Annotated in this window: 22 protein-coding genes and 1 tRNA gene; 4 read left to right on the forward strand and 19 right to left on the reverse strand. The window is 69.9% G+C overall.

Annotated elements, in window-relative coordinates:
* Positions 1–2: 2 nt before the first annotated feature.
* Positions 3–773: a TM2 domain-containing protein gene (locus E2F48_RS15155; protein WP_133404789.1), complete on the reverse strand. Its 771-nt coding sequence runs from the start codon at positions 771–773 to the stop codon at positions 3–5.
* Positions 774–952: 179 nt separating this feature from the next.
* Here E2F48_RS15155 and E2F48_RS15160 point away from each other — a divergent pair, with 179 nt between their 5' ends.
* Entirely contained in the window at positions 953–1834 is an 882-nt protein-coding gene (locus E2F48_RS15160; RefSeq protein ID WP_165968792.1) for a DUF2382 domain-containing protein, read from the forward strand.
* A gap of 65 nt (positions 1835–1899) precedes the next feature.
* On the forward strand, positions 1900–2349 hold the full coding sequence (locus tag E2F48_RS15165; protein WP_165968793.1) for a GNAT family N-acetyltransferase: 450 nt from the start codon (positions 1900–1902) through the stop codon (positions 2347–2349).
* Positions 2350–2410: 61 nt separating this feature from the next.
* Here the strand turns inward: E2F48_RS15165 and E2F48_RS15170 are convergent, their stop codons facing one another.
* On the reverse strand, positions 2411–2593 hold the full coding sequence (locus E2F48_RS15170; protein ID WP_133404792.1) for a PspC domain-containing protein: 183 nt from the start codon (positions 2591–2593) through the stop codon (positions 2411–2413).
* Between the two features lie 130 nt (positions 2594–2723).
* On the opposite strand from E2F48_RS15170, the gene E2F48_RS15175 reads away from it, so the two are divergent.
* Positions 2724–2984 carry a hypothetical protein gene (locus E2F48_RS15175; protein WP_133404793.1) on the forward strand — a complete coding sequence of 87 codons (261 nt, stop codon included), beginning with the start codon at positions 2724–2726 and terminating at the stop codon, positions 2982–2984.
* 45 nt (positions 2985–3029) lie between these two features.
* On the opposite strand, the gene E2F48_RS15180 is transcribed toward E2F48_RS15175, so the two are convergent.
* From E2F48_RS15180 to E2F48_RS15240, 13 genes are all read right to left on the reverse strand, one after another.
* Complete coding sequence (locus E2F48_RS15180) at positions 3030–3806, reverse strand: hypothetical protein (protein ID WP_133404794.1); 777 nt, start codon at positions 3804–3806, stop codon at positions 3030–3032.
* A 177-nt stretch (positions 3807–3983) separates the two neighbouring features.
* A tRNA-Ala gene (locus tag E2F48_RS15185) sits at positions 3984–4059 on the reverse strand.
* A 94-nt stretch (positions 4060–4153) separates the two neighbouring features.
* Positions 4154–4834 carry a histidine phosphatase family protein gene (locus E2F48_RS15190; protein WP_246019093.1) on the reverse strand — a complete coding sequence of 227 codons (681 nt, stop codon included), beginning with the start codon at positions 4832–4834 and terminating at the stop codon, positions 4154–4156.
* Positions 4831–5253, reverse strand: a complete 423-nt coding sequence (gene rsfS / locus E2F48_RS15195) for a ribosome silencing factor (protein WP_133404795.1) — start codon at positions 5251–5253, stop codon at positions 4831–4833. Before rsfS ends, E2F48_RS15190 begins: the two co-directional genes overlap by 4 nt.
* Positions 5254–5271: 18 nt before the next feature.
* Positions 5272–6579 (reverse strand): hypothetical protein, encoded by a 1308-nt coding sequence (locus tag E2F48_RS15200; protein WP_133404796.1) that lies wholly within the window; start codon positions 6577–6579, stop codon positions 5272–5274.
* Between the two features lie 7 nt (positions 6580–6586).
* On the reverse strand, positions 6587–7237 hold the full coding sequence (nadD, locus tag E2F48_RS15205; protein ID WP_133404929.1) for a nicotinate-nucleotide adenylyltransferase: 651 nt from the start codon (positions 7235–7237) through the stop codon (positions 6587–6589).
* A gap of 95 nt (positions 7238–7332) precedes the next feature.
* Positions 7333–7569, reverse strand: a complete 237-nt coding sequence (locus E2F48_RS15210) for a hypothetical protein (protein WP_133404797.1) — start codon at positions 7567–7569, stop codon at positions 7333–7335.
* A 103-nt stretch (positions 7570–7672) separates the two neighbouring features.
* The gene (locus tag E2F48_RS15215) at positions 7673–9058 is read right to left on the reverse strand and encodes a glutamate-5-semialdehyde dehydrogenase (RefSeq protein WP_133404798.1); all 1386 of its coding nucleotides are present in this window, start codon (positions 9056–9058) and stop codon (positions 7673–7675) included.
* A gap of 70 nt (positions 9059–9128) precedes the next feature.
* Positions 9129–10259, reverse strand: a complete 1131-nt coding sequence (gene proB / locus E2F48_RS15220; RefSeq protein WP_133404799.1) for a glutamate 5-kinase — start codon at positions 10257–10259, stop codon at positions 9129–9131.
* A gap of 7 nt (positions 10260–10266) precedes the next feature.
* Positions 10267–11847: a GTPase ObgE gene (gene obgE, locus E2F48_RS15225; protein ID WP_133404800.1), complete on the reverse strand. Its 1581-nt coding sequence runs from the start codon at positions 11845–11847 to the stop codon at positions 10267–10269.
* 121 nt (positions 11848–11968) lie between these two features.
* Positions 11969–12229, reverse strand: coding sequence for a 50S ribosomal protein L27 (rpmA, locus tag E2F48_RS15230; RefSeq protein WP_026545518.1), 261 nt, complete (start codon positions 12227–12229; stop codon positions 11969–11971).
* Positions 12230–12286: 57 nt separating this feature from the next.
* The gene (rplU, locus tag E2F48_RS15235; protein WP_133404930.1) at positions 12287–12595 is read right to left on the reverse strand and encodes a 50S ribosomal protein L21; all 309 of its coding nucleotides are present in this window, start codon (positions 12593–12595) and stop codon (positions 12287–12289) included.
* A 452-nt stretch (positions 12596–13047) separates the two neighbouring features.
* Entirely contained in the window at positions 13048–16383 is a 3336-nt protein-coding gene (locus E2F48_RS15240) for an Rne/Rng family ribonuclease (RefSeq protein WP_133404801.1), read from the reverse strand.
* A gap of 479 nt (positions 16384–16862) precedes the next feature.
* On the opposite strand from E2F48_RS15240, the gene E2F48_RS15245 reads away from it, so the two are divergent.
* Positions 16863–17447, forward strand: a complete 585-nt coding sequence (locus tag E2F48_RS15245; protein WP_246019095.1) for a vitamin K epoxide reductase family protein — start codon at positions 16863–16865, stop codon at positions 17445–17447.
* A 98-nt stretch (positions 17448–17545) separates the two neighbouring features.
* On the opposite strand, the gene dxs is transcribed toward E2F48_RS15245, so the two are convergent.
* The 4 genes from dxs to E2F48_RS15265 all read right to left on the reverse strand — a co-directional run bounded on the left by dxs (position 17546) and on the right by E2F48_RS15265 (position 25947).
* A complete protein-coding gene (dxs, locus tag E2F48_RS15250; RefSeq protein WP_133404803.1) occupies positions 17546–19552 on the reverse strand; it encodes a 1-deoxy-D-xylulose-5-phosphate synthase in 2007 nt (668 codons plus the stop codon).
* A gap of 212 nt (positions 19553–19764) precedes the next feature.
* A complete protein-coding gene (gene acnA, locus E2F48_RS15255) occupies positions 19765–22569 on the reverse strand; it encodes an aconitate hydratase AcnA (protein ID WP_133404804.1) in 2805 nt (934 codons plus the stop codon).
* An 81-nt stretch (positions 22570–22650) separates the two neighbouring features.
* The gene (locus tag E2F48_RS15260) at positions 22651–23967 is read right to left on the reverse strand and encodes a class I SAM-dependent RNA methyltransferase (RefSeq protein ID WP_133404805.1); all 1317 of its coding nucleotides are present in this window, start codon (positions 23965–23967) and stop codon (positions 22651–22653) included.
* Between the two features lie 9 nt (positions 23968–23976).
* The gene (locus E2F48_RS15265) at positions 23977–25947 is read right to left on the reverse strand and encodes an APC family permease (RefSeq protein WP_246019097.1); all 1971 of its coding nucleotides are present in this window, start codon (positions 25945–25947) and stop codon (positions 23977–23979) included.
* Positions 25948–26062 lie beyond the last annotated feature (115 nt).

Genomic DNA, 26062 nt, shown 5'->3' on the forward strand with positions numbered 1-26062 from the left:
AACTATTCGATGCTGCCGCCGGTGAATCTCTCGATGATGGCGGACCAGCGGGTCTCGGCAGGCAGGACCACCAGCGTCCACTCCCCCGGATCCACCCGCTGGGTATGCGTTCCCGAGCCCGCCTCGAGCCTGGAGATCAGCGGTTCCTCGTCCTCGGGCACCCCGTGAGCCCCCTCCTCCAGCAGGTAGATGAAACCCGGCCCGTCGAGGGTGTACTTGATCCGCGCCGCGCCTCCGGCGAGGGTGAACGGTTCGGGCACCGGCCGTCCCGGCCCACCGGCGAGCGCAGCCACCTCAGTCCACCGCGGCGTGGGCTCCCGGGTCGGGAGCACGGAGCTGAGGGCGGTCATCGCCGACCCGGCACCGGCTCGCAAAAGGGTCAGCGCCGGACCTGAGGCGAGGGTGAAGGCGGCCAGGATCACCATCAGCGAAACCCCAAGGGCCGCGGCACGGTGGCCGCGGCGCCCCGCCAGGGGGTGGCCGCCGCCGTCGACAGCCGATCCCAGCGCCATCGCCAGTACATCGGCGGCCCACCAAATGCCGGCGCCGCCCAGGGTGAGCAGCTTGACGAGCCCCGACACCGGGCGCCGAAGGTAGAACCGGTCTGCGCCCAGGAACCCTCCCAGCAGGGACAGCACCCAGGGTCTGCGGAAGTCGATCAGGCGCAGCTCGGGAACCGGGTCGGTCCAGGCGTTTCCGGCAGAGCGCGCCCGGGCGGCGGCGGTCAAACGGTCGGACCACCGCTTCTCTGCAGGACCGCCCTCCGCGTCCATGGCTGAACACTATGCCTGCGGTGGCGGCCGGGGTAGGGCGGACGCCGCCTTGCGTAATACGCCGGCATCGATGCGGCGTGGCCCACCGTGTACTAAGCATGCTTGGTATATGGTGGGGAGCCTCAGAACATAAGTGCATTAGGCACCCCGGAACATCTCCACTGCGGAAAAGAGACATCATGATCACCCAGGAACAGATGAAGGAGCTCATCAGCGGCGGCGGCAACGTCCTGAGCACGGACGGGCAGGTCCTCGGTCCGCTGGGGCGCCTGTATGTCGACGACGCGACGGGCCGCCCCACCTGGGTCACCGTAGACACGGGGGTCTCCGCCGCCGAGTCCTTCGTGCCGCTTGACGGTGCCACCGCCTTGGGCGGCGATGTCCAGGTCGCCTACCCCCGCGAAACGGTGTTGGCGGCCCCGGGCATGTCCCAGGACGGACACCTCAGCCAGGCGGAGGAGAAGCACCTGCTGCGCCACTACGGGCTCCTCCCCGGCGTCGACGAGGTCTCCGATGACCGGTCCAATGAGCACTCCACGTCCCGGCTGGAGAGCGACCACGTGATGATCCGCTCCGAGGAGCAGCTCCGCGCGGGCACCGAAATCCGGGAGACCGAGCGGGTGCGCCTGGTGAAAAGGATTGTCACCGAGGAGGTCACCATCACGGTGCCGGTTCGGCGTGAAGAACTTTCCATTGAGCGCGTGCCCCTCGACGACGTGCCGGGCCACCGCAACGGCAACGGCAACGGGCACACCAACGGGGCGGCCTCCGGCGGGTCGTACACCTACGTGGAACGCGACGAGGATACCGCGGTGGACCGGGACGACCTGTATGCCGCCGTCGGGTCCGCCTTCAGCGGGGATGAGGTCACCATCGTGCTCTACCAGGAGCGCCCCGTGGTGCACACCGAGATCGTCGCCGTCGAGCGGATCCACGTGCTCAAGGAAATCATTACGCACGAGGAAACCCTTAGCGGAGTAGTCCGCAAGGAGGTCATCGAGGCCGAATCGTACGATGCTCCCGGCAGGGCCGAAGCGGCACCGCGCAGGGCCGGCGGCTGACCCCGTCCCCACCGGGTGACCGCGGGGGGCACCGCCTTGGCGGTGTGGGAGGACAGGAAAACACAGTGTTGATACGCCGCGCCGAACCGGCGGACGCTCCCGAGGCGATCCGAGTCTTCCGGAGCTCCCGCACGGCCGCCGCCGCCTACCTGCCCTCGGCCGCCCACACTGCGGCGGAGGACGAAGAGTTCGTCCGCGGGGTGCTGATCGCCGAACGGCAGACCTGGCTTGCCGTGGACGGCGACGGCCCGGCCGCTGGCCTGCTGAGCCTGAGCCCGGGGTGGATTGACCAGCTCTACGTCGCCCCTGAATATTGGGGGCGCGGGGTGGGCACGCTTCTCCTCGGCCACGCCAAGGCGCTGCAGCCCTCGGGGCTTCAGCTGTGGACCTTCGAGTCAAACCTCGGCGCCCGGCGGTTCTACGAGAGGCACAGGTTTGTCGCCGTCGAACGCACGGACGGCGCGGGGAATGAGGAGCGGGCACCGGACGTCCGGTATGCCTGGTCGGGCTCCTGACCGGGCGGGAAACCACCAGCTGAACCGGCAGCGTCTGCCCAGGCCGGGCCCTGCCGTGGCGTCAGTACGACTTGGGGATGACGATCCACAGGATGATGTAGGCGATCTCCCCGGCCCCGACCAATCCGAAGATCACGAACAGCAGCCGCACGAGGGTCTTCGAAATGCCGAAGCGGGCGGCGAGGGCCGCGCATACCCCCGCGATCACCTTGCCGTTGCGCGGACGTACAAGTTGAGATGCCATGCCCGTACCCTACCAATGCGGGCGCACGGGTGGACAGGACCAAAAACCACGGGCTCCGGGAAAGGCCTTGTGTGCGGTGGACCGAGCGCGCACCATTGCTGCATCAGCTGAAACCACCCGAGGAGCTGATGTGTTCGGAAACGCGGACAAACCGCCGCAGGTTCACTTCCACCCCTGGCCCAGCGGCCTGACGTCCCGGCATTTTTCCCTCCTGAGGAGGAGCGCGTTCGTCGTCCTCGTCACGGTGTTGATCTTCGGCGCCTACAGCACCGAACTGACCCTGATGCGTGTCATCACCAACTGCCTCGTGGTGTACGTGGTGGTGATCTGGTCGCGGCGCTGGCTGTCCGAAAACCGAGACGGACCGGGCCAGCCGGGACCCGCCCGGTAGCGCTTCTCCGCCCCGCCGGACGGCCCCGCCGATCCGGGCGACGGCCTACCCCGCCGGGCGCAGGGAGGTGATCATGGTGCGGATCATCCCGAACTCCTCCGTCTCGGCGTACACCTGCGGCGTATCGGCATGCGGCGGGTTGCCGTGGGTTGTATCGAAGGGGTCGTAGACGCCCCCAAAGGCCGCACCGCTGGGAGGCCAGGTGAAGAAGTGCGCAATGGGGCACGCCGTAGGACCCGTCGGCTCAGGCCCCGAGGTGATGCCATAGGCGCCGCTGAAACCCTTCTGCGGGTCCGCCTGCGACGGGTCGCTGCGGATCTCAAAGACGAAGCGGGGCGTGCTGTCGGCCTGAGCCAGGGCGGGCAGCGGCCGTGACTCGATGACCCCGTAGGGACTCTTCTGTTCGCACTCGGCACCCGTGACAAGGTTGGTGCGCAGCGTCGCGATCGGCTTTCCGGTGTCGCTGACCACCTCGACGGAGACCCCGCCGTGCACTGCGCCGTCGGCGGCGCGGATCGTCCAGTTTTCGGGATAGTCGAAGGCGAGGTCGCCGTCGAGGGTCGTGTAGGTGTTCCAGCCGGGTGATGTGGGCGGTTCGGCCGGCGGTGCGGTGTCGGCGGGGGCCGTGGCGCCTGGTGGCGGGCTTGGCGCCGTGGTTCCCGCCGGCGTCAGGGGTGGCGCTGAAGACGCAGTGGTGCTGTTCGAGGTCGACGGAGTCGTCCCGGGGACCGGCTCCGAGGCGGCCGGAGCGCAGGCCCCGAGCAGGACTGCGAGGCCGATGGCCCCACCGAAGGACAGAACGGATGTGCGCCTCGTGTTCATGTGGACCTCCCGGACGGCCGCTGATCGGTCCATTGTGCGGCCCCCCTGCGCGTCCGTGGAGAGGGACGCAGGAATCGTCACCGAACTGTTGCAGGTTCCGCTTCGCACCCCCGCCGCCCCACGGGCACAAAAAAGCCGCCAGGATCCGGGAGCGATTCCCGGAACCTGGCGGCAGATTGGTGGAGCTGAGGGGACTCGAACCCCTGACCCCCTGCATGCCATGCAGGTGCGCTACCAGCTGCGCCACAGCCCCAATCCGTTGTTCCCCTCCGGCTAACCGGCTGAAGCAACTCGTTCAGTTTAGTAAAGTTTTCCGCTCCTGCAAAATCGGCCGGAACCGGGCCCCGCTAGCCCTCGATCGGCTCCGCCGGGAAGGAACCGAGACCCACGTTGTGCTCCCGCAGCTGCCAGGAAAAGAGTGCCTCCGGGGTGTGAACCTGCTCGTCTAAAAGTGACCAGTGGCAGTTGGACACTCCGGCCAGCGCACCCCAGGTGGTTGAGGGCAGGCCCATCAGGGCTGCCAGTCCGGCGCGGATCGCTCCGCCGTGACTGACCACCACAAGGGTCTGTCCGGGGATGAGGTCTTCCACCGCTTCGAGGGTGGCCTCGCTCATCCGGCGGCCGACCTCCTCGCGGTTCTCCGCCCCGCCGGCCCGGACCAAGGGGTCGCCCCCGCGCCAGGCGGCGTTGTCCTCGGGGAACCGCTCATCGATTTCGGCGAAGGTGAGCCCCTGCCACGCACCGGCTGCCGTCTCGCGGAAGCGCTTGTCCAGCCGCACCTTCAGCCCGGTGATCGCGGCCAGGGCGTGGGCGGTGTCGGCGGCCCGGCTGAGGTCGGAGGACACGATGCGCACCGGGTGGCGCTGGGCGAGGAGCCCGGCGGACCGGGAGGCCTGGCGGCGGCCGGTGGCATCGAGCGGTATGTCCTCCTGGCCCTGGAACATTCCGCCGTGGTTCCAGGCCGTTCTCCCGTGCCGCCAGAAGATCACCCTGCGGGCGGCAGGGTCATTGTGCCGGTGTCCCGTCACTCCGCTTCGGTGCCGACGGCGCTGGGCGCATCGGGGTTCTGCGGTGAGCTCTGCAGGGAGCCCTCAAGCTGCAGGTCCACCGACGGGCAGTCGTTCCACAGCCGCTCCAGGGCGTAGAAGACTCGGTCTTCCTCATGCTGGACGTGGATGACCACCTCGGCATAGTCGAGCAGCACCCAGCGGCCTTCGCTGCGGCCCTCACGCCGGACGGGCTTCAGGCCCTGCTTTGACAGTTCCTCCTCGATGCCGTCGACGATGGCATTGACCTGGCGTTCGCTCGGCGCCGATGCGATGAGGAAAACATCGGTGATCGCCAGGCGCTCGCTTACATCGATGGCAACAATGTCCTGGGCAATCTTGTCCACTGCGGCGTGTGCCGCGGTGCGGGCAATCCCGATGGACGATTCGGTAGCGCTCACTGATCTCCTTGTGTGTGGTCAGCCGCCGAAGCCGCTGACAATCATTAGAATTCCGGCCAGGAGTGCAAGCACGCCCAACCCGAGTATTGAAAACTGCAGGTACCTCATCCGCCGGACCCGGGCCAGGCCCGCGGTCATCGCGTCGAGGGGGTCGAGCCCGTGGGCGCTCTGGGCGCGCACGGGTGTGGCACCGTCGTCCGTGGTCCGGCCGTGGCTGCGGGCGAGGGTTTCGGCCTGCGCCAGCACCTGGGACCGCCGCTCGGGATCCTTGCCCGCGGGTGCCGGAGCCGGAACCTGGACCGAAGGCTTCGACGGAGGCGTGCGGCGGACGACCGGAACGTGAGAGGTTGTCGGGGCCTTCAGGACCGGTCCGCCCACCCCGGGCACCTGAACGTATTCGGGCGGCGCGACGATCGAGAGGTTGTGAGCGGTGGTCGGATCGCTTGACTGCGGACGCCTCTGAGAGTTCTCCTCAGAGAGCTGCTGGATTTTCTGCGCCCGGCTGTTCAGGACGGCGGCGCGTTCGGCCAGGGCCTTCTGCTTCGCCAGGATGGCGGGGTCGACGGCGAACGGGTCGGTGCCCTGCGCCGCCTCGATCATGGCGACCTGGTCCCGTGCCTGCGCCGCGATGACCTCGCGGGCCGCGAGGGCCTGCTCGACGCTGAGGTCTCCCCCGGCGGCACCCTGAGCGGCAGTGGGAGCGGCGCCGGTAGCCTGCGGCTCACCAGCCGCGCCCTCTCCCTCGCGGCCGGTGCGGCGGCGGCGGTCGCGGCGGCCTTCGAGCGGCACCTGGGCGACCCGCCGCTCGATGGGGGTTCCATCGGGATCCAGGGGGCGGCCTTCCGCCTGCCGCGCGGACGTATCCGGTGCCGTCCCCCCGCGGGCGGCGGCCACGCTGGCGGAGCCCTGCGCCGGGCTGGCGGCGCTTGAATCGCCGGGGGTCGAAGCAGCGGAGGCCGACGGAGCCGGGGTGGAACTGTCCGGACCTGTGCCGGCCGGAGGGGCCGCAGGAGCCTCCGCCCGGGCCGCCTGCGCTTCCTGCTGCTGCAGGCGCAGCTGACGCCGGGTCGGCATCGCGTCGTACGACATGGCGACCGTGGGCACCGAGTGTTCGGCCAGGGCACGGTAGGTGCGCAGAGCTTCGCGGTCCCTCGCCCGCGCCAGGGACACCCTCTCCGGGGTGCGGGCCTCCGCGTCGACCGGCGCGTCGGCGGCGCGTCGGCTCCGCCGCGGCTCCCCGCCCGCGGTTCCGGTTCCGATTACAGCGGAAGACCCGCGGCCGGAAGCGGCGGGTCGTGGGTCATGCTCGTCGTTAGCCTTGCTCATTGCTTTCTCATCCGGTCGTCTGCGGAAGCGCGGTGGGGTTGACGCCGCGGGGCGGCGTCCCGGCCCCGGCGCCGTCGTCTGCCCCCTGCGCGGCGGGAGCGTCGGTCCTTGCGTAGAGCCCGTACTTGGCGATGTACTGCACCACCCCGTCCGGCACCAGGTACCACACCGGGTTACCCGATTCGACCCGGCGGCGGCAGTCGGTCGAGGAAATGGCCATGGCCGGGACCTCAAGCAGGCTCACGTCGTGCCCGCCGCCGTCGAGCTCGTGCCCGGGGCGGGTCACACCGATGAAGTGTGCCAGGGTCCACAGTTCGTCGACATTCTTCCACGAGAGGATCTGCGCCATCGCATCGGCCCCGGTGATGAAGAACAGCTCGGCCTCGGGCCGGGCGGCCTTGAGGTCGCGCAGCGTGTCGATGGTGAAGGTCGGGCCCGGCCGGTCGATGTCGACCCTGCTCACCGTGAAGTCCGGGTTCGAGGCCGTGGCGATCACCGTCATCAGGTACCGGTGCTCGGCCGACGTCACGCGGGTGTCGGCCTTCTGCCACGGCTGACCGGTGGGGACAAAGACCACCTCGTCAAGGCCGAACACGGCGGCGACTTCGCTCGCCGCCACGAGGTGCCCGTGGTGGATCGGGTCGAAGGTGCCGCCCATGACGCCGAGCCGCCAGGGCCCGCCGTCGCGGCGCCGGTGCGGTGCGGTGTCCCCGGCGCCCGGCCCGCCGGCCTTCGTCGAATCGCCCAAGGGAATTAGCGCCGGGTGGCTTCGCCGTGGTCGTGCTTGTTGGGGTGCTGCTTGTGCGGGTCGAGGTGCTCGCGCGTGGCCTGGTGCCGGTGGCCGAGGTTGGAGAACGAGACGGTGACGATCATGAGCAGGAGCAGGAAGCCCCCGACGATCAGCGGGTACACGATCGCCGGAAGCGGCAGCTCGTTGTGCACCGCCGCCTCGCCTGCGAGCACCGCTGCGTCGGCGTAGAAATTCAGCATGTAGTTCCCCTTGGAATGTATTGGCGGACCGCCGGAGCGCCCGGGCCGGCGTGCAGGTTCGATACCATATTACGCGCTGCTCGTTCGGAGCCGCACACGTCCGTCACTGCCGCACCTGCCCTTCGCCCTGGATGATCCACTTCGTGGTTGTCAGTTCCGCAAGGCCCATGGGTCCGCGGGCGTGCATCTTCTGGGTGGAGATTCCGACCTCGGCCCCAAGGCCCAGCTCCCCGCCGTCAACGAACCGGGTGGAGGCGTTCACCAAGACCGCCGCCGAATCGACGCCGGCGATGAACCGCTCCGAGTTGGCCAGGTCGTTGGTGATGATGGCTTCGCTGTGCCCGGTGCTCCAGCGGCGGATGTGGTCCAGCGCCTCGTCCACCGAATCGACAACGCCGACGGCGAGGTCGAGGGCCATGTACTCGCGTGCCCAGTCGTCGTCGGTGGCCGGCTCGGACGCCGTCCCCTCGGGCAGCAGGGCCTTGGCGCGTTCGTCGACGTGGAGGCGGACGCCGGCCCCGGCGAGGCGGTCGAGCACCGCGGGTGCGGCGGCGGCACCGCTGTGGATCAGCAGGGTCTCGACGGTGTTGCAGACGCTGGGCCGCTGGATCTTGGCGTTGAGCAGGATGTCGGTGGCCATCTCCGCATCGGCGCTTTCGTCGAGGAAGATGTGGACGTTGCCCTCGCCGGTCTCGATCACCGGCACCGAGGATTCACGGACGACCGTCTGGATCAGATCCCGCCCGCCGCGCGGGATCAGGACGTCGACCCGGCCGCGTGCGCCCATCAGGGCGGCCGCCCCGGCCCGGCCGTACTGGTCAACGCTGAGCACGGCGTCGGCCGGCAGTCCGCTCTCTTCGAGCGCCGCGCCGATGATCTCCACGAGCGCGGCGTTGGTGTGCGCCGCGGCGGATCCGCCGCGCAGGAGCACCGCATTGCCACTTTTCAGGGCCAGGCCCGCGATGTCGATGGTGACATTGGGCCGGGCCTCGTAGATGGCGGCGACCACGCCGAGGGGCACCCGCACCTGGCGCAGCCGGATCCCGTTGGGCAGGGTCTGCCCGCGCACCGTCGACCCGACCGGGTCGGGAAGCGCGGCGAGCTCCTCAAGGGCCCGGGCCAGGCCGGCGACCCGGGTGGGGTCGAGGTTGAGCCGGTCAAGGAGGTAGGCCGACGTGCCGTTGACGCGGCCCACCTCGACGTCCAGCGCATTGGCGGCGAGGACGGCGTCCTGTCGTTCGGTGAGCGCGGCGGCCACGGCGCGCAGCGCCCGGTCCTTCACGGCGCGGGTGGCCGAGGCAAGAAGGCGGGAGGCGGCGCGGGAACGGTCGGTGAGGGCGTATACGGCCTGCGTCACGTCCGGTTCACCGGTGGTCGGTTCACCGGCGGTCGGTTCCGCGGCGGTCGGTTCACCGGACGCGGCCTGGACGGCGGCGTCCTCGGACTCGGCGGGGGTGCGCCCGTCCTGCAGCGTCTGGGGTGGAATCATGAGCACAGTCTACCGAGAGGCGCCGGGTGCCGTGGTTCCGGCTCCCCTGGCCGGAGCGGGGCGGTTTGGCTCAGAGCACCACCAGGTCGTTGACGTGGACCACCGAGCGTTCGTATTCGTGCCCGAGTTCCTCGGCGAGGTCCCGCGTGGAGCGACCGAGCATGGGCGGCAGTTCGGCGGAACTGTAGTTAACGAGGCCGCGCGCCACGGCGCGGCCGGAGGTGTCGACCATCTCCACCGGATCGCCGGGCTCGAAGTCCCCATTCACCGCGAGGATGCCCGCCGGGAGCAGGGAGCGCCGCCGCTCCCCCACGGCCTTCACGGCGCCGTCGTCGAGAACGAGGGTGCCCTGGATGCGTGCCAGGTGGGCCAGCCACAGCAGCCGGATGGGCTGGCGGCGGCCGCCGGCGGAGAACCAGGTGCCGACGTCGGCCCCGTTGAGGGCCGCTGCGGCGTTCGCCGTGGAGGTCACGAGCGCGGGGATGCCCGAGGCCGCCGCGATTCCGGCTGCCTCCACCTTCGTGGCCATGCCGCCGGTGCCGACGCCGGCCGCGCCGGCGCGCCCGACGGTGACGCCCTCGAGGTCGGCCGCGGAGTGCACGTCGGTAATCCGCCGCGCGCCGTCCTTCGGGGGGCCGTCGTACAGGGCGTCGACGTCGGAGAGCAGCACCAGGGCGTCGGCCTTCACCAGGTGGGCCACCAACGCCGCGAGGCGGTCATTGTCGCCGAAGCGGATCTCATGGCTTGCCACGGTGTCGTTCTCGTTGACGATCGGCACGACACCGAAGTTCAGCAGCCGCTCCATGGCCCGGTGCGCATTGGCGTAGTGGGAGCGCCGGATCAGGTCGTCTGCGGTGAGCAGCACCTGGCTCACCGTCACCCCGTGGGCGCCGAAGGCCTGCGTGTAGCGGGCCATCAGCAGTCCCTGCCCCACGCTCGCCGCGGCCTGCTGGGAGGAAAGCTGCGACGGACGGCGCGCGAGCCCCAGCGGGGCCAGGCCCGCAGCGATCGCCCCGGAGGACACCAGGATCAGCTCGGTGCCGGCAAGGCGCCGCGCGGCGAGGATGTCGACGAGGCCCACGAGGGCCTCGGTGGAGATCCCGCCCGAGACCGAGGTCAGGGAGGAGGACCCCACCTTGACGACGACCCTCCGGGCCCCGGGCAGCCCGGAGCGGTCCGTCAGGGGAGAGTGTGCTGCCATCGCGTCCCTACGCCTGGTCGCCCGCGTTGTCTGCGGGGGCGGCGGCGCGCTTGGCCTTGTTGTTCACAGACTCGGTCCAGATGCCCGCCTTGCGGTCGGCCTCGAGCTCGGCGCGCGCGGCGGCCTTGGCGTCCTTGCGCTCCTGGTATTCCTCACGCTTCTGCTCGCGGGTGGGGCGCACGTATTCGGCCAGGCGCAGGTCGGTGCCGCGCGGTCCGGCCAGCAGTTCCGCACCGCCCATCATGGTGGGCTCCCAGTCGAACACGACGCCGTCGCCCTCGCCGATGACGACGGTGTCGCCCGGCTTGGCTCCGGCCTTGAACAGCTGCTCTTCGACGCCGAGCTTCGCCAGGCGGTCGGCGAGGTAGCCGACGGCCTCGTCATTGGTGAAGTCGGTCTGCTTGACCCAGCGCTCGGGCTTCTCGCCGAGCACGCGGAACAGGGGCAGGGCGTCCTTTTCCTCGTTGCGGATGCGGAACCCGGCGGAGTTGACGGCGCGGGGGCGCAGCACGGGAGGCGCGACCTTCGGCGGGGCGGCCTTCACGGCGTCGCGGGCGGCCTGGACGATCTCGGCCATGGCGAAGCCAAGCTGGCGCAGGCCCTCGTGGCTTGAGGCGGAGACCTCGAACACGCGGTAGCCGCGCGCCTCGAGCTCGGGGCGTACCATGGCGGCCATGTCGCGGCCGTCGGGCACGTCCACCTTGTTCAGCACCACCAGGCGCGGACGCTCGTTCAGGGGAACGACCTCACCGTCGGAGCCGGCGAAGCTCATGTCGACGGCGTACTTGTCGAGTTCGCGTTCGATCACGGCGAGGTCGCCCAGCGGGTCGCGGTCGGTCTCGAGGGCCGCAGTGTCAAGCACGTGCACCAGGGCGGCGCAGCGTTCGACGTGGCGCAGGAAGTGGTGGCCCAGGCCCTTGCCTTCGCTGGCGCCCTCGATCAGTCCCGGGACGTCGGCGATGGTGAAGCGGGTGCTGCCCGCCTCGACGACGCCGAGGTTGGGCACCAGCGTGGTGAAGGGGTAGTCGGCAATCTTGGGCCGTGCGGCTGACATCGCGGCGATCAGGCTCGACTTGCCCGCCGAGGGGAAGCCGACCAGGGCGATGTCGGCGATCGACTTGAGCTCCAGGACGACGTCGCGCTCGTCGCCGGGGATGCCCAGCAGGGCGAAGCCGGGGGCCTTGCGCTTCTGGGAGGACAGCGAGGAGTTGCCCAGCCCGCCCTGGCCGCCGGCGGCGGCGACGAACTCGGCGCCCTCACCCACGAGATCGGCCAGCACGGTGCCGTCCTTGGCCTTGACGACGGTGCCGTCGGGCACCGGAAGGATGAGCGTCTCGCCGTTCTTTCCGCCGCGCCAGTCGCCCATGCCGTTGCCGCCATTGGTGGCGTGCCGGTGCGGGGCGTGGTGATAGTCGAGCAGCGTGGTGGTCTGCGGGTCGACGCGCAGGATCACGTCGCCGCCGTCGCCGCCGTTGCCGCCGTCGGGCCCGCCCAGGGGCTTGAACTTCTCGCGCTTGACGGACACGCAGCCGTGGCCGCCTGTGCCGCCGGAAACGTGCAGGACTACTCGGTCAACGAAGCTGGCCACGTTGATCTCCTTCTGAAATGCTTCACTGTGCCGGGTTGAACCGGCTTAAAAGAAGGCGGGGTGAGCCGTGTCGGCCCACCCCACCTCAATGCTTGGAGCATCGTGCGTTGAAAGCGGCAGATTACTCCGCGGCTGCTCCAACGATGTTCACGACGCGGCGCCCACGGCGGGTACCGAACTCAACGGCACCTGCTTCGAGGGCGAACAGCGTGTCATCCCCGCCGCGGCCAACGTTGGCACCGGGGTGGAAGTGGGTGCCGCGCTGGCGGACGATGATTTCGCCGGCCTTGACGACCTGGCCGCCGAAGCGCTTTACGCCGAGGTACTGCGCGTTGGAGTCGCGACCGTTGCGAGTGGAGCTCGCGCCCTTCTTATGTGCCATGAGTTATGCCTGCCTTCGCTGAAGATACTGTTTGACCGACCGAGCAACCGCAGAGGGTTACTTGATACCTGTGATTTTGACGCGGGTCAGCTCTGAACGGTGACCCTGGCGCTTCTTGTAGCCGGTCTTGTTCTTGAACTTCTGGATGACAATCTTCGGGCCGCGAAGATTCTCAACGATCTCGGCAGTGACGGTGACCTTCGCGAGGTCCTTCGCTGCTGAGGTGACCTTGTCGCCGTCTACCAGAAGGAGGGCAGGCAGCGCAAAGGTGCTTCCTGCCTGACCGGTGACGCGGTCAAGGGTAACGAGGTCTCCAACGGAAACCTTTTCTTGGCGGCCGCCTGCGCGGACAATCGCGTACACCACTTGGGAACTCACTTCTCTCGACAATCTTGACTTCTGATGTGAAAAACTGGTTGCGCACTGCGGCTGGCATCCGGGAAGGACACTTCAAAGAGCCATATCTGCGCCGTGCGTCTACGCCCCGGATACACCGGTTAGAAGGCGAACGCACCGAAGATCAAGGTTACGTCAGTGGGGCAGCTTCCCGCAAATTACGCCGCCTCCCCGGTGCTGCCCGGTGCGGCGCCGGACCCGGTTCCCAACGCCCGGTTCCCATCGACAGTGCAGTAATGGCGGCCCAATGGGCCGGCTGGGCGTCGGTTCCGCATCCTCGACGTCGTTCTGCCATATCGACGTTTCGCATCCTCGGAGCCCCCGGGTGTTCGGCCCGCCGAAAACTTCTCCGGACAGCGAAGGAGCCGGACCCCGCGGTGCGGGATCCGGCTCCTGTGCGCGCAGGGAAGCTGCGGTCGTGCCTACAGGTCGGAGGCGGGCACGCCGACGCCGAGGATCATCGGCTCGTCTCCCCCGGTCTCCTCCCGCGGTGCGGGCTTCCCGGCCCGGGCGACATGCTGCGCACCGGGCTGAGCTTCGCCGGCGCCCGAGGCCGTCACCGTCTCGATGGAGGCGTTGGAACCCTGGGCGCTGGCGGCCCGGCGCCGCGGGCGGCGGCGGGTTCCCTGGGTGGCCGGTGCCGACTGGGCGGGCGCCTGGGTTTCCGCCTGCTGGGCCGTGTCCCGCGCCGGGGCCCCCGCACCCCGTGCATCGGCCGGCTTCTTGTCGAAAGCCTCGGCGAGGCTGTCGAGCGTCAGCCGCGGGCCCTCGGGAGCGGCGGCGGCCGCAGCCGCGTCCGCCCGGGGCAGCGTGACGGTCTCACCGTTGATGGTGAGGACCGCCGCGGCTGCCTCGTCCCGGGACCTCTCGGGGGCGGGTGCCTTCTCCGGGGCGGGTGCCTTCTCCGCCGTTCCAGCCGGTGCGTCCTCCCCGTGGGCGGCATGGTGGGTGGCCGCGGCGATGCTGGCGAGGGCGGCGCGTGCAGCCTCCGCCTTCGCTGCCCGCTCCGGGTTCTCGGCGCGGGGCTCGGGAGCCGCCTGCTGCTCCTCGATTGGCTCGGAGGTGCGTCCGCGGCTCCGCTTGCGCTCACTGCGGGACATCTTCTCCTGGCGGAGGTGCTGCTGGTGGTTCTCGGTGGAAACGGCGTGGCGGCGGTGTTCGACCGGCTCGTCATGGGTCACCACGCCGCGGCCGGCGCAATGCTCGCAGACCTCGCCGAAGACTTCGAGCAGCCCGGTGCCCATGCGCTTCCGGGTCATCTGGACGAGCCCGAGGGAGGTCACCTCCGCCACCTGGTGCTTGGTGCGGTCCCGGCCGAGGCACTCAACGAGCCGGCGCAGGACGAGGTCGCGGTTGGCCTCGAGGACCATGTCGATGAAGTCGATGACGATGATGCCGCCGATGTCGCGCAGGCGCAGCTGGCGCACCACCTCCTCGGCCGCCTCGAGGTTGTTCTTGGTGACCGTTTCCTCGAGGTTGCCGCCGCTGCCGGTGAACTTGCCGGTGTTGACGTCGACGACGGTCATCGCCTCGGTGCGGTCGATCACCAGCGAACCGCCGGAGGGAAGGTAGACCTTCCGATCCAGGGCCTTCTGAATCTGCTCGTCAATGCGGCTCGCGGTGAAGATGTCCTCCTCCGAGGTCCACTTTTCCAGGCGGCCCACCAGGTCCGGCGCCACGTACATGACGTAGGCCTCGATGGTGTCCCAGGCCTCCTCGCCGGAGACGAGGAGCTTGGAGAAGTCCTCGTTGAAGACGTCGCGGACCACCTTGATGGTGAGGTCCGGCTCACCGTAGAGCAGCTCCGGGGCGAGCGTCTTGGTCGAGGAGGACTTGCGTTCGATCTCCTCCCACTGGGCGCGCAAGCGGTTGATGTCGTGGGTCAGCTCTTCCTCACTGGCGCCTTCGGCCGCGGTGCGCACGATGACGCCGGCGTTCTCGGGCAGGCGGTCCTTGAGGATGCGCTTGAGCCGGTTGCGCTCGACGTCGGGCAGCTTGCGGGAGATGCCGGTCATGGAGCCGCCCGGCACGTACACGAGGTACCGGCCCGGCAGGGAGATCTGGCTGGTCAGGCGGGCGCCCTTGTGGCCCACGGGGTCCTTGGTGACCTGCACGAGCACCGGGTCGCCGGACTTCAGCGCCAGCTCGATGCGGCGCGGCTGCCCGTCGAGGCCCGCGGCGTCCCAGTTGACCTCGCCGGCGTAGAGCACGGCGTTGCGGCCGCGTCCAATGTCGACGAAGGCGGCCTCCATGCTCGGCAGGACGTTCTGGACCTTCCCGAGGTACACGTTGCCGATCAGCGAGTCCTGCTGGGTCTTGGAGACGAAGTGCTCGGCGAGGATCCCGTCCTCGAGCACGCCGATCTGGATCCTGTCGTCGCGCTGGCGCACCACCATCTGGCGGTCGACGGATTCGCGGCGCGCAAGGAACTCGGCCTCGGTGATGACCTGGCGGCGGCGGCCGGAATCGCGGGACTCCCGGCGGCGCTGCTTCTTCGCTTCGAGGCGGGTGGAGCCCTTGACGCTGGTCACCCGGTCGGAGGGTGCCTCGCTGCTCTGTCGGGGGGCGCGGACCCGGGTCACGGTGTTGGGCGGATCGTCGTCCTCCCCGCCGGTCAGTTCGAGATCCTGGTCGCCGCGGCGGCGACGGCGGCGGCGGCGGGAGGTGACGGCATCCCCGGTCTCGGAGGAGGGTCCGTTGGACTGTCCCTCCCCGGAGTCACCGTTCTCGTCGTCCTGGGCGTCGCCGGTGCCGCTGTCGCTGCGGTTCCTGCCCCGGCGGCGGCTGCGCCGACGGCGCGGTCCGGCGTCGTCGGAGTCGTCGTCCTCGTCGTCCTCAAGCGCCGGTTCGGTGACCTTGACGGTCTGGACCGCGGCACTGAGGTCGGGGGCGTGGAAGAGCAGCGACAGGGGTGAATCCGGGATGGCGAAGGGGTCGACGTACGAGGGTTCGGCGCTCTTCGGTGCCGGCTCGGCGGCGGTCTCCGCGGTGGAGGCGTCGGTCTGCGCGCCCTGGGTGGCGGCGGGCTGCTGTGCGGCTGGCGCGGGGGCCTTGGTTCCGGGGCCGTCGGCCGAGCCGGCGGACACCTGCCCTGCTTCTTCGCCGTCCACGGGGACGCCCGCGGCCTCAACGGCGTCGCTCTTCGTGCGGCGGGTGCGTACGGTCCGGCGGGCCCGGACCGGGTTCTCGGCGGCCGGCGCGTCCTCCCCGGACGCAGCCGGCGCGGCCTCGGCGGAGTCACCGGCGACGGCGGCCGCGGCTACGGCGGCCTCTGCTGCGGCGGGCTCTCCTGCAGGAACCTCGGGTGCGGGCGCTGCGGGTGCTGCCGGTCCCGCTTCGGCCGTGGCCGCCCTGCGGCGGGTGCGGGTGGCCTTCGCCTTGGGTGCCGGCCCGGCGGCGGGCACGTCGGCGTCTGCCGTGTCAGTGCCGCTCGTGTCGGTGCCGGCCGGGTCGGTGACTGCATCCAGCGGCGCATCTGCCGGGGACTCCGGCGCGGCGGCCTTGCGGGCCCGGGTGGCGCGGCGGCGGGGTGCTTCGGTGGCCGTGTCGGCCGACCCGGTCGCGGCATCCGGCGCGGCGGAGGACGCTACCGGTGCGGGGGTCTCCCCGGCGGTGTCGCCTGCCGGGACCTTAGTCGGCGCTCCGGCGGGCGAGCTTGCCGCCCTGCGGGCCCGCGGGGCCTTCTTTGCAGGCGCTGCGGGAGGCTGCGCCCCTGCTGCTGCGCCCTGCTCGTTGTTCTGCGTTTCGAACTGATCCATATGTATAGGCTCCAGCCCCTGCGGCGCCGGCCACATTCCAGCGCCCTTCAGGGCAGTATGTCGGCCGTCCGCGGACCCTACGCCCTAGCGGCGACCGGAAGTCGTCATTGTGTCGTTTGAGGTCGCACCGGCTGGAGGGTGCGGCATCACTCAAAGACCAGCGGCGCTTTTCCAACTCATCCGTCGTTATCACGGTGGCCTGCGAGGCGGATTCCGGAACCGCCCACCAGGATTGATGGGCTCGGTGTGCCGGAAGCATCGCCCGCAGAGCGGAAGCCTGTCGCTGGACCGGAACGGAAATGTGGTTCCCGAACCAGCCACGGCAATTGTCTCACACCAGCATGCGAATCAGCCGTTCCGGCGGCTAGAGTGGCGGAACCATCGGCGCACGGGATGCCGGCGCCCACCGCCCACCCGAGGACGACGACAACCCCATGGCACACCCCGCGCACGCTGCTCCCTCCGGTACGAATGCGGAGGTGGGAGCCGGAACCGGGCCGTCACGGCGGTTCGCTTCACTCCTGGTCGCCGTCGGCGGCATCGGCTGGCTGGCCTCCGGACAGCTGGTCCTTGAACGGCTCGCCCTCTATGCGGACCCGGACTACGTCACCAGCTGCGACGTGAACCCGTGGATCTCCTGCGGCGAGGTGTTCCGGACTGAGCAGGCCGCGGTGTTCGGCTTCCCCAACCCACTGATCGGCCTCGTGGCCTTCGCCGTCGTGATCACCACAGGTATGGCGCTGCTCGCGGGGGCGCAGTTGCGCCGCTGGTACTGGCTTGGCCTGCAGGCCGGGACGGTCCTCGGCGCGGCATTCACGCTCTGGTTGTGGTTCCAGGCGCTGTTCGTAATCTCCATCCTCTGCATCTACTGCATGGTGGTGTGGGTCGTGATGATCGTCCTCACGGTGCAGCTCACAGCGCGTAATGCCGCCTCCGGGGTGCTGCCGGTTCCTCCACGGACCGCACGGCTGCTGACCGATTGGTCATGGGTCCTGGTGGCGCTGCTGGTCGTGGCGGGCGCGGCGTCGGTGTTCCTGCGCTTCGCCGGGGCCCTGCTGGGCTGAGGCACCCCACACCGCCGCCTACACCATCCAGGACGCAGTAGTTCCGGGGACACTGCGGTCCACCGGTCATTCCTGCATCCTCGACGCAGGACGGGAGTCTAAAGGGTCGGAAACTGCCCCGTGGTCGCATCCTGGCCGGAAGTGGACTCCCGGCCTGAAGTGGAGTCATGGCCGGGCAGGGGCCGGGCCACCGGGACCTTCGTTCCCAGGACCTGCGCCACGATGTCGTGGGTGACCTTCTGCGCGGTCAGGCCCACGCGCGCGAGCACCTCGCTGCGCGAGCCGTGGTCGAGGAACTCCACGGGGAGGCCGACCTCGTTCAGTGCGGTGTCGACGCCCGCAGCCCGCATCTCCTGCCGGATCCTCGACCCGACGCCGCCGGCACGCACGCCGTCCTCGATCACAATGACGATGCGGTGCTCCGCGGCCAGGTCGATCACCGACGGACAGACGGGCAGCACCCAGCGGGGGTCGATGACCGTCGAGCTGATGCCCTGGGCACCGAGGCGGTTTGAGACATCGAGCGCGAGTTCGCTCATGGCGCCGACGCTGACGATCAGCACGTCATTGGTCGTCGACCCGGAGGGGCGCCGGGCGAGCACGTCGACGCCGTCGCCCAGGCGCTCGATGGCCTCGACCTCCGCACCGACCGAGCCCTTGGAGTAGCGCACGACGCTCGGGGCGTCGGGAATGGAGACGGCCTCACGCAGTTCCTCGCGCAGCCGGGTGGCATCGCGGGGGGCGGCAAGGTGCAGCCCGGGCACTGTCTGCAGCATGGAGAGGTCCCACATGCCGTGGTGGCTGGCGCCGTCGGGCCCGGTGACCCCCGAGCGGTCAAGGACGATGGTGACCCCGGCCTTGTGCAGCGCCACGTCCATCAGGAGCTGGTCGAAGGCCCGGTTCAGGAAGGTGGCGTACAGCGCGACGACGGGGTGCAGCCCCCCGTAGGCCATGCCCGCCGCGCTGGTGAGCGCGTGCTGTTCGGCGATGCCGACGTCGAACACGCGGTCGGGGTGGCGGGCGGCGAAGCGGTGCAGCCCGACCGGGATGAGCATGGCGCCGGTGATGCCGACGATGTCGGGGCGCTCGTCGGCGATATCGGCGATCTCATTGGCGAAGACCGAGGTCCACGACTGGGAGGCGCCGGACTCGACCGGCTCCCCCGTGCCCGGGTCGATGATGCCCACAGCGTGGAACTGGTCGGCCTCGTGGGCGCGTGCCGGGGCGTAGCCGTGCCCCTTCTCCGTGATCGCGTGGACGATCACCGGGCCTTCGTAGTTGCGGGCCAGGTGGAGAGCCTGCTCGACGGCGCCGAGGTCGTGGCCGTCGACCGGGCCGACGTACTTCATGCCGAGGTCTTCGAAGAGGCCCTGCGGCGCCCACCAGTCCTTCACGCCCTTCTTGGTGGCGTGGAGGCTCTTGTAGGCGAAGCGGCCCGCGGGCCCGCCGGCCTGCAGCCGGCCGGTGAACCACTCAAGGGTCCGCTCATACACCTTATGGGTGCGGACCGAGTCGAGCGCCGGGCGGAGGGAGGCGAGGTAGTCCGCGACGCCGCCGATCGTCGGAGCATAGGAGCGTCCATTGTCGTTCACCACGATCACCACGCGGCGTCGCTTGTCGGCGGCGATATTGTTGATCGCCTCCCAGGCCATGCCGCCGGTGAGGGCGCCGTCGCCGACGAGGACGACGGTGTACCGGTCGCCCTCCCCGTTCAGGACGCGGGCGCGGGAGATTCCGTCGGCCCAGGACAGCGACGACGACGCGTGGGAGCTTTCGACGATGTCGTGGACGGACTCGGCGCGGGAGGGGTATCCGGAGAGGCCGCCCTGCTGGCGCAGGGTGTCGAAGTTCTGCCGGCCGGTGACGAGCTTGTGGACGTAGGACTGGTGCCCGGTGTCGAAGATGACGCTGTCGCGCGGGGAGTCGAACACGCGGTGGACGCCCAGGGTCAGTTCCACAACGCCGAGGTTCGGTCCGAGGTGCCCGCCGGTGCGGGAGACGTTGGTGACGAGGAAGGCGCGGATCTCCCGGGCGAGGGCGTCGAGTTGGGATTCGGTAAGCCGGCTCAGGTCCTGCGGGCTGCGAATTGTCTCAAGAAGTCCCATCGGCGCCTCCTCAGGTCGTTTGCTGCGGCGAAGACTTCGCCAGGGCAATTTCCGTTAACTCTAACGTCACAGCTGCCCCGGAGGTGCCCGATCTCCCTGCGCCCGACGCCCGGCGGGTGGACCCCGGCGAGGATCTCCCCCCGGAGGACCCGGAAGATCGCCTCGCCGTCAACTTTCGCTGACATGTCCGTGGACTCGGTCACGGGGCCGGGTCAGCCCACCAGCTGCCGGAGGACGTACTGCAGGATGCCCCCGTTGCGGTAGTAGTCGGCCTCGCCCGGGGTGTCGATGCGCAGGACCGCGTCGAAGGAAACCGGCTCGCCGTCCTCCTCCGGGACGGCCGTGACACGGACGGTGTCGGGGATGCTGCCCCCGTTGAGCGCCGTGATGCCCTCCACCGAGAACGTTTCGGTGCCGCTCAATCCAAGAGCTGCGGCGTTCTCGCCCTGGCGGAACTGGAGCGGGAGCACCCCCATGCCGATGAGGTTGGAGCGGTGGATCCGCTCGTAGCTCTCGGCGATGACCGCCCGAACGCCCAGCAGCGCGGTGCCCTTGGCCGCCCAGTCGCGGGAGGACCCCGAACCGTACTCCCTGCCGGCGAGGACCACCAGCGGCGTGCCTGCGATGGCGTAGTTCCTCGCCGCGTCGTAGATGTAGGTCTGGGGGCCGCCGGTCTGGGTGAAATCCCGGGTGAAGCCGCCCTCGACGCCGTCGAGCAGGCGGTTGCGCAGCCGGATGTTGGCGAAGGTGCCGCGGATCATCACCTCGTGGTTGCCGCGGCGCGAGCCGTAGGAGTTGAAGTCCCTGCGCTGCACGCCGTGCTCGAGCAGGTAGCGTCCGGCCGGGGTGTCGGACTTGAAGGAGCCCGCCGGGCTGATGTGGTCGGTGGTGACCGAGTCTCCGAGCATCACGAGCACCCGGGCCCCGGCAATGTCTCCCACGGGTTCCGGCACCGCGGTGATGCCCTCGAAATACGGGGGTCTGCGCACATAGGTCGAGGCGGGGTCCCAGGCGAAGGTGTCGCCGGCGGGCGTCGGCAGGGCCCGCCAGCGCTCGTCGCCCTCGAAGATCGACCCATAGCTCGAGGTGAACATCTCCTGATCGATCGAGGAATCGATCACTGCCTGCACCTCGGCCGGACTCGGCCAGATATCGCGGAGGAAGATGCCGTTACCTTCGGCATCGAGCCCCAGCGGGTCGTGCTCGAAGTCGAAGTCCAGAGTGCCGGCCAGGGCGTAGGCGACGACCAGCGGCGGGGAGGCCAGGTAGTTCATCTTCACGTCCGGGTTGATCCGGCCCTCGAAGTTCCGGTTGCCGGAGAGGACGGCGGCGACCGTGAGGTCATGCGCCGAGATGGCCGACGAGATCTCGTCCTCGAGCGGCCCGGAGTTGCCGATGCAGGTGGCGCAGCCGTAGCCGACGATGAAGAAGCCGAGCTTCTCGAGATACGGGGTGAGACCGGAGCGGTCGTAGTAGTCGGTGACGACCTTGGAGCCCGGGGCGACGGAGGTCTTCACCCACGGCTTGGAGCTCAGGCCCTGCTCCACGGCGTTGCGTGCCAGCAGTGCGGCGGCGAGCATGACCGAGGGGTTGGAGGTGTTCGTGCACGAGGTGATGGAGGCGATCGTCACCGCCCCGTGGTCGAGCTCGAACTCCCGCCCGTCGGTCATTGAGACGGGCACGGCCCGGGAGGGACGCCCGCGGCCCGGGGAGGCGGCGGAGGCGACCAGGGGCGCGGTCATCGCCGGGACGTCGGAGGCGGGGAAAGTCTCGTCGAGGGCCTCATCGAGGGCATCGTCGTCGACCGCGTGCACATAGTTCGCCAGGTCCTTCCGGAACTGCTCCTTCGCATGCGTCAGGGCGACGCGGTCCTGGGGGCGTTTGGGTCCGGCGATGGAGGGCACCACGGTGGACAGGTCCAGCTCGAGGTATTCGGAGAAGCGGATCTCCGTGGACGGGTCGTGCCACAGGCCCTGTTCCTTGGCGTAGGCCTCCACCAGGGCCACGTTCTCCGCCGGGCGCCCGGTCAGGCGCAGATACTCAAGGGTCACCTCATCGATGGGGAACATCGCCGCGGTCGAACCGAACTCCGGGCTCATATTCCCGATCGTGGCCCGGTTCGCCAACGGCACCTCGGCCACACCCTCACCGTAGAACTCCACGAACTTCCCCACCACCCCGTGCCGGCGCAGCATCTCGGTGATGGTCAGCACCACATCGGTGGCCGTGGCCCCGGCCGGAATCGAGCCCGACAGCCGGAACCCCACCACCCGCGGGATCAGCATCGACACCGGCTGGCCCAGCATCGCCGCCTCGGCCTCGATCCCGCCGACCCCCCAGCCCAGCACCCCGAGCCCGTTGACCATGGTGGTGTGCGAATCGGTGCCCACACAGGTATCCGGATACGCCCGCACCACCTTCTGCCCGTCGGCCCCGGTCACCTCCCGGGTCATCACCGTGCGGGCCAGGTACTCAAGGTTCACCTGGTGCACAATGCCCATCCCCGGGGGCACCACCTTGAAATCATCGAACGCCGTCTGGCCCCAGCGCAGGAACTGATACCGCTCCCCATTGCGCTGGTACTCGATCTCCATGTTCCGCTCCAGCGCCCCGGCATTGCCGAACACATCGATCTGCACCGAATGATCGATCACCATCTCCGCCGGCGCCAGCGGATTCACCCGCTTCGGATCCCCGCCCAGCTCGGCCACCGCCTCACGCATCGTCGCCAGGTCCACCACGCACGGAACCCCGGTGAAGTCCTGCATGATCACCCTCGCCGGAGTGAACTGGATCTCCGTATCCGGCTCGGCCTCCGGATTCCACCCGGCCAGGGCCCGGACATGATCGGCGGTGATATTGGCCCCGTCCTCGGTCCGCAGAAGATTCTCCAACAACACCTTCAGGCTGAACGGCAGCTTCTGGGCCCCCTCCACCGCCCCCAACCGGAAAATCTCATACGACGTACCGGCGACATCCAGCACACCCCTTGAACCGAAGCTGTTGGCAGTGACCATGGCCGAGTCCTTCCACCGCTGGAGGAGTCCGGGGCGGGGTCCGCGTCCGGAACCGATGCCTCAGATTCTAGCCGCGGGTGCTCACGCCGCACCCCGTGGCGGGGAAAGCAGTGCGAAGGATTCCATGTGGTGCGTATGCGGGTACAGGTCGAAGACCCGCAGCGTGTCGAGGGTCCATCCACGGGCCTGGAAGAGGCCGAGGTCGCGGGCGAATGAGGCGGGGTCGCAGGAAACGTAGCCGATCCGCCGCGGCGCGGCGTCGATGATCTGGCCGACGACCTTCTTGCCGGCTCCGGCCCGCGGCGGGTCGAGGAGGACGACGTCGAGCGGCCGGTCGTGGGAGGCGAGCACCTTGTCCACCCGGCCCTGGACGATGCTCACCTGGTCCTGGCCGTGGAGGTTGCGGCGGGCGTCCCGGCTGGTGCCGGCCGAACCTTCGACGGACAGCACCGACCCCTTGGCGCCGACGGCGGAGGCGAGCGGCACGGTGAAGAGCCCGGCTCCGGCGTAGAGGTCGGCGGCGTGCTCGCCCTCGGCGACCTGCAGCCCCTCAAGCACGGCGCCGGTCAGCACCTCGGGCCCCCGGCGGTGGATCTGCCAGAATCCGGCCCCGGTGACGCGGTAGGCGTGCGGACCGACCTGCTCCTGCAGCCAGGTCCGGCCCTTGAGCCGGTGCACGTCGCCGGCTGCGGCGTCGAGGACCGCCACGGAGGCCCCGGCGATCTGGGCCGCGATGGCCCCGGCCCGGCGCGGTGCGGTGCCTTCGGCGGGGATGAGCAGCACGAGGGGATCCCCGCCTCCGGACCCGACGGCGACGTCGACCCGCTGCATGCCCGAAAAGTCCAGGTCCCACAGCCGCAGGGCGTTCACCGCGTCGACGGCCAGCGGCATGTCCGTGACCGGAACGAGCGCGTCCGAGCGGTGCACGTGCATGGCCAGGCGTCCGTTGCCGGTGACGGCGAAGGCCGCCCGGGTGCGCCAGCCCAGCCCGTCGGGGGTTTCCCCGGGCGCGGCCTCGACGGTGACGTCCCGCTCGGTGCGGGCGATCCGGGTCAGCTGTTCGGCGAAGATCTGCGCCTTGACCCGGCGCTGCTCCTCGAGCGCGATGTGGCCGAATTCGGCGCCGCCGACCGGCGCGGCGCCCTGTGCGGCGGCGGTCAGCGCGTCGGCCTGCGGCCACGGGTGGGTCACCCGGTGGGGTGAGGCCTCGAGGACCTCCACTGTGTCGCCGCGCCAGAAGCTCGCGTCCTGCTCCTGCTCGGTGAGGCGGACCCGCACCCTCTCCCCCTGCAGGGCGTGCCGCACGAACACGACCCGCCCTTCGTGCCGGGCGACGGTATGCCCGCCGTGGGCCGGGCGCTCGATGGTCAGCTCGACGACTGCCGGTTCGTTGATCACTTGCTCACTTCAGATCTTGGTTTCTTGGTCGGCCTTGGCGGATGCCAGCTGCCAGGGGACGCTGGCCACCATCACTCCGGGAACGAAGTGGAGGCGGGCCTTGATGCGCAGGGCTGTCTGGTTGTGCACGAGCTGCTCCCACCACTTCCCCACCACATATTCAGGGATGTACACCACGATCAGGTCACGGGGCGATTCGCTGCGGATGGTGGCGATGTAGTCAAGGATCGGCGTGATGGTGTCCCGGTACGGCGCGGCGAGGACGGTGATTGGAACGGGCAGCTCGAGTCTTTCCCAGTCCTCAAGCGTACGCCGGGTCTGCTCGGCGTCCACATCGACGATGACGGCCTCGAGCCGTGAGGGCCGCGACGCGCGGGCGAAGGCCAGCGCCCGCAGCGCCGGCTTGCGCACGTGCGAGACGAGCAGGACGGCGTGGACCCGCGCCGGCAGGGCGCGCAGGTTGTCGGCGTCGTCGATGGCCAGCTCGGACGCCACGCTGTCGTAGTGGCTCTTGATGCTGCGCATGATCGCGAAGAGCACCGCCATAGCGAGGACAGCGATCCAGGCGCCGTACTCGAACTTGGTCACCAGGATCACCACGAGCACCGCCGCGGTCAGGATGAACCCGGCGGTGTTGATCGCCCGGGACTTGCGCATCCGCCACCGGGCCTGCCGGTCGGCGGTGCTGCGCAGCTGCCGGGTCCAGTGCGTAATCAGCCCGAGCTGGCTGGCGGTGAAGGAGACGAACACCCCGACGATGTAGAGCTGGACGAGCTGGGTGACGTCGGCGCCGAAGAGCAGGATCAGCGCGGCCGCCCCGAGGCCCAGCGCGAGGATGCCGTTGCTGTAGGTCAGCCGGTCCCCGCGGGTCCTCAGCTGGCGCGGCAGGTACCCGTCGCCGGCCAGCCGGGAGGCGAGCAGGGGGAACCCGTTGAAGGCGGCATGCCCGGCCAGCAGGAGCACCAGGACGGTCGCGCCCACGACAAGGAAGAACGGGAGGGTCGCATCATTGAAGACCACCGCCGCTAGCTGGCTGAGCACCGGACTCTGGAGGTAATCCTCCCCCACCGGGCGGCCGTCGATGAGCAGCTGGTTTTCGGGGTCAAGCACCACGCGGACCTTGGCGGCGTTGGCCAGGTAGATCACTCCGGCCATCATCAGGGACGCCACGGCCGCCAGGACCCCCAGGGTGGCGGCGGCATTGCGCGCCCGGGGCGCCTCGAAGCTGGGCACGTTGGCGGCCGGGGCCTCGATGCCGGTCAGCGCCGCCGCGCCGGCGGAGAACGCCCGCAGGATCAGCAGCGCGCCCCCAAGCCCCACCAGCCCGGCGTCGAAGGCTGCATCGGGCACGATTCCGAAGCCCGCGCTCGGGGCCTCGCGGAGGGTCCCGGCGGCGCTCTGGATGACTCCAACAGCGCACATCCCGAGCACCACCGCCGTGAACAGGTAGGTGGGAATGCCGGTGAGGCGTGCCCCGCGGGTGACGCCGCGCAGGTTCAGCAGGACGAGCCCCGCCACCCCGGCGACGGCGATGCCGGTGCGCATCGGCGCCGCGCCGGGTGCCAGTTCGACGGCGTACTGGGCCGCCGCGGACACCGACACCGCCACGGTCAGCACATAATCGATCATCAGGGCCGAGGCGACCAGGGCACCGGCCTGCCCGCCGAAGTTCCGGCGGGCGATCTCATAGTCGCCGCCACCGGTCGGATAGGCTCGCAGGGCCTGGCGGTACGAGGCGATGACCACAAGCAGGACGGCGATCACGGCAAGGCCCACCCAGGGGGCGAGCACGACGGCGGCCACTCCGGCGAGGGCCAGCGTCAGGATGATCTCATCGGGAGCGTAGGCCACCGAGGACAACGCGTTGGCTGAAAAGGTGGGCATGGCCCACCGCTGAGGCAGGGTCTGGCGCCTGCGCCTGTCACTGCGGAAAGGCTTGCCCACCAGCACCCGCTTGGCGGCCCCGAAAAAAGTCAGCACGGCCCCCAGACTAGCGCGTTTATGCCCCGCCGAAGCCATTAGGCTGGAGACCTACGGCAGCCGGCGCTGCGGTCTGCGGCTGTGCAAGCCGCCGCCTCAGCACCGGCCGCCGAGC

Source organism: Arthrobacter crusticola (genome assembly GCF_004357995.1).
Classification (GTDB): Bacteria; Actinomycetota; Actinomycetes; order Actinomycetales; family Micrococcaceae; genus Arthrobacter_D; species Arthrobacter_D crusticola.

What these genes read in the sequence shown, in the direction of transcription:
- E2F48_RS15215 (WP_133404798.1), bottom strand. Translation starts at nt 9,058, where the DNA reads ATGATTCCACCCCAGACGCTGCAGGACGGGCGCACCCCCGCCGAGTCC.
- E2F48_RS15155 (WP_133404789.1), bottom strand. Translation starts at nt 773, where the DNA reads ATGGACGCGGAGGGCGGTCCTGCAGAGAAGCGGTGGTCCGACCGTTTG.
- acnA (WP_133404804.1), bottom strand. Translation starts at nt 22,569, where the DNA reads ATGGTCACTGCCAACAGCTTCGGTTCAAGGGGTGTGCTGGATGTCGCC.
- dxs (WP_133404803.1), bottom strand. Translation starts at nt 19,552, where the DNA reads ATGGGACTTCTTGAGACAATTCGCAGCCCGCAGGACCTGAGCCGGCTT.
- E2F48_RS15160 (WP_165968792.1), top strand. Translation starts at nt 953, where the DNA reads ATGATCACCCAGGAACAGATGAAGGAGCTCATCAGCGGCGGCGGCAAC.
- E2F48_RS15210 (WP_133404797.1), bottom strand. Translation starts at nt 7,569, where the DNA reads ATGCTGAATTTCTACGCCGACGCAGCGGTGCTCGCAGGCGAGGCGGCG.
- E2F48_RS15240 (WP_133404801.1), bottom strand. Translation starts at nt 16,383, where the DNA reads ATGGATCAGTTCGAAACGCAGAACAACGAGCAGGGCGCAGCAGCAGGG.
- E2F48_RS15180 (WP_133404794.1), bottom strand. Translation starts at nt 3,806, where the DNA reads ATGAACACGAGGCGCACATCCGTTCTGTCCTTCGGTGGGGCCATCGGC.
- E2F48_RS15170 (WP_133404792.1), bottom strand. Translation starts at nt 2,593, where the DNA reads ATGGCATCTCAACTTGTACGTCCGCGCAACGGCAAGGTGATCGCGGGG.
- nadD (WP_133404929.1), bottom strand. Translation starts at nt 7,237, where the DNA reads ATGGGCGGCACCTTCGACCCGATCCACCACGGGCACCTCGTGGCGGCG.
- proB (WP_133404799.1), bottom strand. Translation starts at nt 10,259, where the DNA reads ATGGCAGCACACTCTCCCCTGACGGACCGCTCCGGGCTGCCCGGGGCC.
- E2F48_RS15200 (WP_133404796.1), bottom strand. Translation starts at nt 6,579, where the DNA reads ATGAGCAAGGCTAACGACGAGCATGACCCACGACCCGCCGCTTCCGGC.
- rpmA (WP_026545518.1), bottom strand. Translation starts at nt 12,229, where the DNA reads ATGGCACATAAGAAGGGCGCGAGCTCCACTCGCAACGGTCGCGACTCC.